The 9178-nt window shown below is 37.9% G+C and carries 9 protein-coding genes; 8 read left to right on the top strand and 1 reads right to left on the bottom strand.

Annotation, left to right across the window (positions count from 1 at the left end):
- Positions 1-119 (bottom strand): transposase zinc-binding domain-containing protein (locus QZL64_RS14535; RefSeq protein WP_369665148.1); only part of this gene is annotated, 119 nt, incomplete at its 3' end.
- Positions 120-496: 377 nt separating this feature from the next.
- Between QZL64_RS14535 and QZL64_RS01380 the strand changes: the two genes are divergently transcribed.
- The 8 genes from QZL64_RS01380 to QZL64_RS01345 all read left to right on the top strand — a co-directional run bounded on the left by QZL64_RS01380 (position 497) and on the right by QZL64_RS01345 (position 9124).
- Positions 497-1228, top strand: coding sequence for a hypothetical protein (locus QZL64_RS01380; protein WP_021840262.1), 732 nt, complete (start codon positions 497-499; stop codon positions 1226-1228).
- Position 1229: 1 nt separating this feature from the next.
- Complete coding sequence (locus QZL64_RS01375; RefSeq protein ID WP_021840261.1) at positions 1230-1565, top strand: hypothetical protein; 336 nt, start codon at positions 1230-1232, stop codon at positions 1563-1565.
- Positions 1559-2140 carry a hypothetical protein gene (locus QZL64_RS01370; RefSeq protein ID WP_021840260.1) on the top strand — a complete coding sequence of 194 codons (582 nt, stop codon included), beginning with the start codon at positions 1559-1561 and terminating at the stop codon, positions 2138-2140. Before QZL64_RS01375 ends, QZL64_RS01370 begins: the two co-directional genes overlap by 7 nt.
- A 365-nt stretch (positions 2141-2505) precedes the next feature.
- Complete coding sequence (gene tnpA / locus QZL64_RS01365) at positions 2506-2877, top strand: IS66 family insertion sequence element accessory protein TnpA (protein WP_242978863.1); 372 nt, start codon at positions 2506-2508, stop codon at positions 2875-2877.
- Positions 2867-3229 carry an IS66 family insertion sequence element accessory protein TnpB gene (gene tnpB, locus QZL64_RS01360; RefSeq protein ID WP_021840259.1) on the top strand — a complete coding sequence of 121 codons (363 nt, stop codon included), beginning with the start codon at positions 2867-2869 and terminating at the stop codon, positions 3227-3229. The genes tnpA and tnpB overlap by 11 nt, the downstream gene beginning before the upstream one ends.
- A 278-nt stretch (positions 3230-3507) precedes the next feature.
- Complete coding sequence (gene tnpC / locus QZL64_RS01355) at positions 3508-5139, top strand: IS66 family transposase (protein ID WP_021840258.1); 1632 nt, start codon at positions 3508-3510, stop codon at positions 5137-5139.
- Between the two features lie 113 nt (positions 5140-5252).
- The gene (locus tag QZL64_RS01350) at positions 5253-6389 is read left to right on the top strand and encodes an exonuclease SbcCD subunit D (RefSeq protein ID WP_021840257.1); all 1137 of its coding nucleotides are present in this window, start codon (positions 5253-5255) and stop codon (positions 6387-6389) included.
- Complete coding sequence (locus QZL64_RS01345; protein WP_021840256.1) at positions 6386-9124, top strand: SbcC/MukB-like Walker B domain-containing protein; 2739 nt, start codon at positions 6386-6388, stop codon at positions 9122-9124. Before QZL64_RS01350 ends, QZL64_RS01345 begins: the two co-directional genes overlap by 4 nt.
- The last annotated feature ends 54 nt before the right edge of the window (positions 9125-9178 follow it).

Genomic DNA, 9178 nt, shown 5'->3' with positions numbered 1-9178 from the left:
CAAAAGCGGCTGTGACAACGGAAAGGGACAAATTTAAAATTGCCACAATGGGTGCAGACATACATAGCTCCGCCAAAGGAAGGATCGCCACAGCCCAACATCTTATCGATATTTTCCATCTCAGTCTTTCTGGGATGAAGGGTATATTTTATTTCTTCATAATAGTCGGTAAAGATTCTTTGTAAGATATTCATAAGTCTATTATGCAGGAAAAAGGAAGAAAAAGAAACCCCCTGACCCCTCAAGATTGAGGGGAAGGGGAGCTGAATAGGCGAAGCCTATTTTTATTTTGAAAAAGGTGGAAAGAAATGCGAAATATGAAGTTGATGGTGTCAAAACGGTGCAAAAAACTTGCATATTATGGAATACTTTGGAAAAAATAATATATAAAAAATCCATGAGATGATAGACTTGTTAAAAAAAGTATGGTAGTATAAATATGAAAATAAGATGGGGCTGTTATATGCAAAATAAGATATGCATACGGAGGATGGATATGCTAATTAAAAACACTTCTATTTCGATAAAATATAAAAAAATAGATAATCTTAAAAAGAATTATTTCTTAAATGAGAATATTTTAAAGGAGCATTTTAATGAAGCGACGGTTTTGCCTATTCCAGATGACGCTCCATTAGAAATACCAAGGATTATTATAAAGTCGTCAAATGAACATTCGCAATTGAACATATCGCCCATTGCTTCTACATTGCAAATTAATTATAATGATGGATTTGAAAAAAATTGGAAGAATTGTGAGCAGTATATTCAACAGAAAATGAAAACAGTTTTTTCTTTTTTAAATATTTTGACTAATAACGAATACGAATATATTGGTGCTATTACGGAAGTTTTATTAGATGAGTACATGAAAGATGGAGCTCAAATTTTAGCACATAATTTATTGAAAAACAATGATGATTCCTCAATTTATGATTTAAACATAAGATATACTTTCGTTGAAAATGATAATATTTTTGTTAATATCATGTTGCAGAACGCAAGACTTTTCAAAAATGGAATAGATGCTGATGTCGCTGGAAGTTTATCAATAGACAATCAAGTGTCAGAATCTATTGGAGTAGTGATTGATATAAATGATAGATATGGGTATAACACTTGCAATGATTATAAAACAGATAGTAGTAAGTTAGATTTTATTATTACTAAAATGACGGATGTAATGGATAGTAAATTGAAGGGACTTTTAGAGAAAGGAGCGTATTAGTATGGGCAATGTTATTAAAAATATTAGTACAACAGTTGCTGTATTAGGTATAGCCTTTTCAGTAGCTGGAAATAGTAGTATAGTTGTATCTGGAAACTATGCCGTTCCTAATTATGAGTTGTTTGCAGACGCTTCTAAAAAAAGTGAAAATAGTAGTATAATTGGATATAGTCAAAATAACATATATATTGATAAAAGAAGTACACGCCTTGAAAGAATGTCAGAGGAATCTTTTGGAGAAATGAGAGACGCTACAAAAGAAGAACTTGAAGGAGTAGATCAATATATTAAATCTATTTCAAACTCTACGGGAATAGATTTCTTCGATTTATGTTAAGAGAATTTATTGACTTTGTAGATAGCGTTTTACCATCAGTCTCTCCTGATTTTAGAGATGGAGCAAAAAATGCTGTTTCACAATTCGAGAAAGACGGGCAACAAATTAATTATCTTACAGCAACTTTATTGCCAGAGTTATCCCAAGGTGATATTATTTCACAAGTGCCATTTACATATTTTGAAGAGGATGGTAGACAAATGATATTTACCGCTGATGCTATGGTAATATCTACGTCATGTCATATAGATCAAAAAGATAAGCTGTTAATGGTTCCGGTTCTTCCAATCGATTCATTTACTGGGAATTTAGTGGAATTAAAAAAGAATATGGTATTTGATTTTATGTATATACCAGATTCCTCTATGAGTAAAAGATATGTATGTTTTAATTTGATGACATCGTATAACAAAAAACTCATTTGTGGTGGAATTGAAAACGGAAGAATTAGAAGAATTTCTTCTTTAAATCAGATAGGTTATTACTTTTTTATTATAAAATTATCTGTATATTTGATGAGAAAAGAAGATCCTACTACTCTGGATTTTAGAAAATGTTTTGCAAAAGCCGTATAAATAACGTAGGGGATGTGAAAAAACTCGATTGAGTTTTTTCGCATCTCCCTTTTTGTACCTGTTGTGTATAAATGACTGAAATCATGCGCAAAGAAAGCGCACTTCCCCTACCCCATAGAAATTCTTTTTTTGAATCTATGCGGCAGTTTTGTTTCTCATCCTTTTTTTCTGATATTTATATAGATTGTGACCTATCGCCACGAGTAAAACTTCCAGTTGTAAACGGTAAAACCCGAGTACCTTTTTTATATGTTCAGCTTATGTCATAATTACACTCAACAAAAACTACAGAGTCAAAAAAGTTAAGTATTCAACTTTTTTGACCGACTATGCAAGGAGTGGTGATTATGTCTACATAAACGAGTCTGATTGCACAGCAGACTAGAATCCGGGAATGGGCAGAACAGGTCCGTGACTGTCAGAGCAGACCAAAGGGAATGGATGTTGAAACATGGTGTGCCCAGAATAATCTTACAAAAGCGAACTACTATTATCGGCTTCGAAGAGTTCGGGAAGTATATCTGGAACAGTTCCGGGAAACCTCACCTGAGTTTATCGAAATATCGAATCCAAAGCCTCAAATAGCAGAAGCAGAAAAACTTTCATCTTCAGATAGTACAGGTGCAAGACCAGTGATTAAACTGACGAATCCACAAGGCTTTTCAGCAGAAATTTTTTCAAATGATTTGGCTGAATTGTTACAGCTTTTCATCAAGGGATTTTGCCATGCTGAATGATGGAACTGGATTTAAAAAGATTTATTTAGCGATGGGATTTACAGATTTACGCCGGGGAATTGATGGTCTGGCAAATATTGTCCGATTTCATTTTCGTTTGGATTCTTATGATAAAAATACTCTGTTCCTTTTTTGTGGCAGACGTAGCGACCGGATTAAAGCTTTGCTCTGGGAAGGGGATGGATTTCTACTTTTGTATAAACGGTTGGATAACGGAGCATTTCATTGGCCAAGGTCTGCAGATGAAGCATTGGAGATTTCAGAAGAACAGTATCGTATGCTGATGCAAGGTCTGGAGGTGGTTGCAAAACATCCAATCAGAGCATTAGAAGAGCCACCTGACCTTATGTAGATTGTGCAGAATGCTGAAAATAAAAAATGCAAAAATCGAACCAATAAAAGAAATATCCACAATCATAGAAGATGTATCCACAAAAGACTTGTCTGAAAAGCAGTTCTGATTTTACCAGCCAGGTCTATGTGGATAATCCATCTGAGGTGTCAGAAAATCCTGACATTTCAGATGTGTTATCCACCGTCATAATGCTGAATCCTGAAAGTGACGGATTAGCGGTAATACAGGAAATCTGTTATAATTAAGTCTAGCAAAAAAAGACTGGAGTTCTGATTATGGCAGTAAAGTACACAAAAGAACAACTGAATAAACTGGACAAGGACTTTATCATCGAATTGTTCCTGGGACTTCAGGAGCAGTTAGAAGGACTGAATGGTCAGACACAGGTATTAAATGATAAGATGCAGTTATTGATGGAACAGGTTATCTTAGGAAATAAGAATCGTTTTGGAAGAAGCAGTGAAAAAATGTCCGATCCTGAGCAGTTCTGTTTCATGGAAGTAGATGGAAATATTGTATTTTTTAACGAAGCGGAAGCCGTCTGTGATCTGGAGACTCCGGAACCAGACGATCTTGAATTAAATGTATCGAAAAAGAAAAAGCAGTCTGGAAAGAAAGCTGCTGATATCTCAGGACTTCCAGTACTGAGAATCGATCATTATCTGAGTCTGGAAGAGCTGACAGAAGAATTCGGCGAAAACGGCTGGAGACAACTTCCGGATGCAATTTCAAGATGTTATAAGTTCATTCCTGCAAAAGTAGAAGTCGAAGAACATCACATCGGTGTTTATGCCAGTAAAAAAGATGAACACATGGTAAAAGCACCTCATCCAAAGAACTTACTTCATGGAAGTCTTGTTTCGCCGTCTTTAGGTGCTGCTATTATCAATGGAAAATATGTGAATGCTGTACCGCTCTATCGTCTGGAAAAAGAATTCGAACGATATGGGCTTGCAATCTCAAGACAGAACATGGCGAACTGGATGATTCGATTAGGGGAAGAATATCTAGGAGTTATGTATGATTATCTTCATGAGCTTTTGTACGATTATCATGTGATACAGGCAGATGAAACTCCAGTCCTAGTGAATAAAGATGGACGGAAAGCCGGAAGCAAGAGCTGGATGTGGGTATATCGTTCCGGATATCTGTATAAAGAACGACAGATAGTCCTATATGAATATCAGAGGACACGAAACCAAAGTCATCCCCGGACATTTCTGAAAAATTATTCTGGGATTTGTGTTACAGATGGTTATCAAGTCTATCACAGCCTGGAAAAAGAACTGGAAGATCTGAGGGTAGCCGGATGTTGGGTTCACTGCCGTCGAAAATTCAACGATGCATTAGAATTGATACCGAAAGAGCATCAGAAAGAATCCATCTTATTCCTGATTATGAAACAGATACAGGCAATCTCTCGGGAAGAAAAGAAATTGTCAGAACTATCATCGGAGGAACGATTTGTTCAGCGTCAGCTAGTGGTAAAACCACTGGTAGATGCTTTGTTTGTGTACCTGAAACAAAATCAAAATAAAATCTCAAAGAGTAATAAGATGCACGAAACATTCACATATGCTTTGAATCAGGAACGATATCTGCGGGTATTTCTGGAAGATGGGGATGTTCCGATGGATAACAATGCCAGTGAACGGGCAATACGTGGATCCTGCATTGGCAAGAAGAATTGGGAAATGATCGACACCATCAATGGTGCAAATAGTTCAGCAATTATTTATAGCATAGCAGAAACAGCGAAAGCGAATAATCTGAAACCGTATGATTTTTTGAATACCTGCTCACAGAGCTTCCAAAACATGCAGATGATACAAACCGAGATTTTCTGGCATCACTTCTGCCATGGTCAGAAACATTGCCGGAATATATCAGGAAACCTACGAAAATAGAGAATAAATAGAATGGTCGCAAAAAGCGGCCACATAATATCAAGGTACTCGGAATTTACCGTTTACAAAACAACAGTGAACTATGAGAAGAATAAGAGATAAGGCGGTGTGCTATGAAGTTCATGCATATATCGGATCTTCATCTTGGAAAACGAGTGAATGAATTTTCTATGCTGGAAGATCAGAAGGATATCTTAAGAAAAATATTGAAAATCGCAGATGAAGAAAAACCGCAGGCACTTCTGATCGCGGGAGATGTCTATGATAAGTCCATACCTACGGTGGAGGCGATCCAGCTTTTTGATGATTTTCTGTGTGAGTTGTCGAAGAGAAAAGTGCAGACATTTATTATAAGTGGAAATCATGACAGTGCGGAGAGAATGGCATTCGGTGGACGTCTTATGAAAGAAAGCGGTGTATATGTTGCACCGGTGTATGCGGGGAAAACACAAGCAGTTGTTCTGGAAGATGAATGGGGAGCGATAAATATTTACTTGCTGCCTTTTGTGAAGCCTGCAAATGTAAAGAGATTTTTTGAAGATGAGCAGATAGAAAATTATACAGATGCCATACGAGTGGCTGTGGAGCAGATGAAATTAAATACTGACGAGAGAAATGTATTAGTGACGCATCAGTTTGTGACAGGAGCAAAAAGAAGCGAATCGGAAGATATTTCTGTTGGTGGAACAGATAATGTAGATGCGTCTGTTTTTGATGAGTTTGATTATGTGGCGCTCGGACATATACATGGACCACAGAAGATTGGAAGAGAGACGGTACGTTACTGTGGAACTCCTTTAAAATATTCTTTTTCAGAAATTCATCATAAAAAGGCTGTGACGATTGTGGAGATGAAAGAAAAGGGAAATGTAGAGATTAGCACAAAAGAATTAGCCCCTCTTCGTGATTGGTGTGAGATGAAAGGGACTTATATGGAACTGACTGAAAAGGCATACTATGAAAATCTTGATCAAGACAGCTATATGCATATCACATTGACTGATGAAGAGGATATTCCGGAGGCAGTGCGAAAACTGCAGGTTATTTATCCGAATTTAATGAAACTGGATTATGACAATCAGAGAACAAGAGGAAAAGCTGCATTTCTGGAGGCTGCAGAGGTAGAAGAGAAAACTCCATTCGATATTTTTGAAGAATTATACGAAAAGCAGAATAATCAGGAAATGAATGAAGAACAAAAGAAACTTATTCATGACCTGATAGAAAAAATCTGGGAGGGTGGACATTGAGACCAAAACGATTGAAACTATCTGCATTTGGACCTTATGCAAGTATAGTTGAATTAGATATGGAAAAGCTTGGAATGAAAGGTCTTTATCTGATTACCGGGGACACAGGAGCGGGAAAGACAACTATTTTTGATGGGATTGTTTATGCGTTGTATGGACTGCCAAGTGGGGAAAATCGAGAACCGGCAATGCTTCGCTCAAAATATGCAGAAGCGCATGTGCCTACGGAGGTGGAACTTTTTTTTGAAAACGGTGGACAGGAGTATAGGATCCGTAGGAATCCAGAGTATGAACGTCCAGCAAAAAAAGGTGGAGGAATTACACTGCAGCGGGCGGAAGCGGAACTGATTTATCCAGATGGACGAGTTGTAACAAAGCAGAAAGAAGTGAACAAAGCAATTATCGAAATTCTGGGACTGGATAGAAATCAATTTCTTCAGATTGCTATGATTGCACAGGGAGATTTTTTGAAACTATTATTGGCAGACACAAAAGAACGGCAGGGGATTTTTCGCGAGATTTTTAAAACTGGTTACTATCAGATCCTTCAGGAGAAACTAAAAAGTGAATCAGGTAAACTTTCGGATGAACTGGAATTTGCAAGAAGAAGTGTGAATCAGTATCTGGAAGGTGTGAGTGTAGACTTTACTCAGATTCCGCTGACAGAAGCAATTGATGAAATTCAGAATCTAGTGGACAAAGATCAGTTGGATGTGGAAAACTTGAGCGAAAAAATAAAAAATGTGCAAAAAGAGTTAGAGAAAGTACAGGAACATTTGCAGAAAGCACAGACGAGATCTCAGACACTTCGTACGCTGGAAGAGGCAGAAACAAAGTATCAGAAAATCAAGATTCAAGAAAAAGAGCTTTCCGCAATTTTGAAATTTCAAGAGAAAAAACAAACAGAACGTGATGGGCTGGAAACAGCGATTGCACATATACAGGAAGAAGTGTTGGTTTATCAGAAGCTGGAAGAAAAGAAAAAGAAATTAATAGAAAGAAAAACATTTCTTGAGAAACAGGAAAAGAAGCTCTTGAATCAAAAATTAGAGATAGAAAAACTTCAAGAACATTTACAGGAAGACAAAACTGAAGAAAAAATGTTGGAAAATGAACCGAAGAATCAGGCGGAACTACAGTTTCAGAAAGAAAAACTGGATCTGAAAAAAGAAGAACTGGATGCATTTGTGAAAAATATAAAGCAGTATCAAACATTATGTGGAAATCTTACAAAGCTTCAGAAACAATATGTAGATAAAACGCAGATGGCACAAGCACGAAAGGAAGAATACGACCAGGCATATCAGACATTTTTAGATGGACAGGCAGGGGTACTGGCGAGACATTTGAATCCTGGAGAGCCATGCCCGGTGTGCGGTTCCAGAGAGCATCCGAGGAAGGCTGCAGCTATGGAACATGTGCCATCTCAGGAAGAGCTGGATCAGTTGCAGGAGCATTTGGAACTGGCACGGACAGAGATGGAAAATGCAAGTAAAAAAGCAGCGGAATTGGTGGGAAAAGTGGATCTGCAAAAGAAACAAATCATGGAAAAGGAGAAGATGTTAGCAGAGCCAATGGAATCAGAAAATTGGAAAGTGCAAGATATTCAAAGCCAGATCAATAACAAGCAGGTAGAACTTGCAGAGCGGGAAAACAAGCTTACAGAGCAGATTCTGGATAATACCAAAAAGGTCAAATATTATAAAAATCTTCAAAAGCAAATTCAGAATACAGAAAAGAAGATCGTGGAGAAGCAGGCAGAGCGGGAGGCTTTGAGCGGAAAAATTACAGCGTTGAATGCTGAAATACAGACGGAGAGCAGGCAGCTTGAAGAACAAAGCCAGAATCTTAAGTTTGAAGATGGGAAATTGGCGGAACAGGAGCTTCGCAATCTGCAGATGAAGAAGGTACGGTTAAAGCAGCAATATGACGAGGCGCAGAAAAATGTACAGAAATGCAGCGGTGAGGCTCGAAAACTGGAAGGTCAGATGGAACAGTGCCGCAAACAACTTGAAAATCTGGGAGAGTTTAGCATAGAGAAAGAACAAGACGAAAAAAGATGTCTGGAAGAAATACGGACAGAACAGGAACAGTGCTTAAAAGACATACAGGTGCGTCTTGCAGCGAATCAGAAAGCATTGGCGAAAATCCAGAAAAAGTCAAAAGACATTATTGAACTGGAACAAAAATGGACTATGGTAAAGGCGTTATCTAATACGGCTAACGGGAACATTTCCGGAAAGGAAAAAATCATGCTGGAGACCTATGTGCAGATGACATATTTTGACCGGATACTGGAGCGCGCAAATGTGAGATTTATGGTTATGTCGGAGGGGCAGTATGAGCTGGAAAGGAGTATTGTAGCAGGGAATAACCGGAGTCAGAGTGGTCTGGAACTGGATGTAATTGATCATTATAATGGGACAAGACGAAGTGTCAAGACACTATCCGGAGGTGAATCCTTTAAAGCCTCCCTATCCCTGGCACTGGGTCTGTCAGACGAAGTTCAGTCCAGAGCAGGAGGAATAAGGCTGGATACGATGTTTGTGGATGAAGGATTTGGTTCACTGGATGATGAATCCCTGGAACAGGCAATGAAAGCACTTGCAGGGCTCTCAGAAGGAAACAAGCTAGTTGGAATCATCTCACACGTTGGCGAATTAAAAGAACGCATCGATAAACAAATTATAGTGACAAAAGAAAAAGCAGGGGGAAGCAGGGCAGTAATTGTATAATTTTAATTACAGCATTTTTGAAATGAAAAGATTGTGATAATGGAAACTCTGGTG

It is taken from the genome of Veillonella sp. CAG:933 (assembly GCF_000431435.1).
GTDB lineage: Bacteria > Bacillota > Negativicutes > Veillonellales > Veillonellaceae > Veillonella_A.
The sequence above is the reverse complement of the archived record's forward strand: the minus strand, read 5'-3'. Positions and strand labels throughout refer to the sequence as shown.

Excerpts from the sequence above, each read along its gene's own strand:
- QZL64_RS01380 (WP_021840262.1), top strand. The coding sequence starts at position 497 with ATGCTAATTAAAAACACTTCTATTTCGATAAAATATAAAAAAATAGAT.
- QZL64_RS01375 (WP_021840261.1), top strand. The coding sequence starts at position 1,230 with ATGGGCAATGTTATTAAAAATATTAGTACAACAGTTGCTGTATTAGGT.
- QZL64_RS01370 (WP_021840260.1), top strand. The coding sequence starts at position 1,559 with ATGTTAAGAGAATTTATTGACTTTGTAGATAGCGTTTTACCATCAGTC.
- tnpB (WP_021840259.1), top strand. The coding sequence starts at position 2,867 with ATGCTGAATGATGGAACTGGATTTAAAAAGATTTATTTAGCGATGGGA.
- tnpC (WP_021840258.1), top strand. The coding sequence starts at position 3,508 with ATGGCAGTAAAGTACACAAAAGAACAACTGAATAAACTGGACAAGGAC.
- QZL64_RS01350 (WP_021840257.1), top strand. The coding sequence starts at position 5,253 with ATGAAGTTCATGCATATATCGGATCTTCATCTTGGAAAACGAGTGAAT.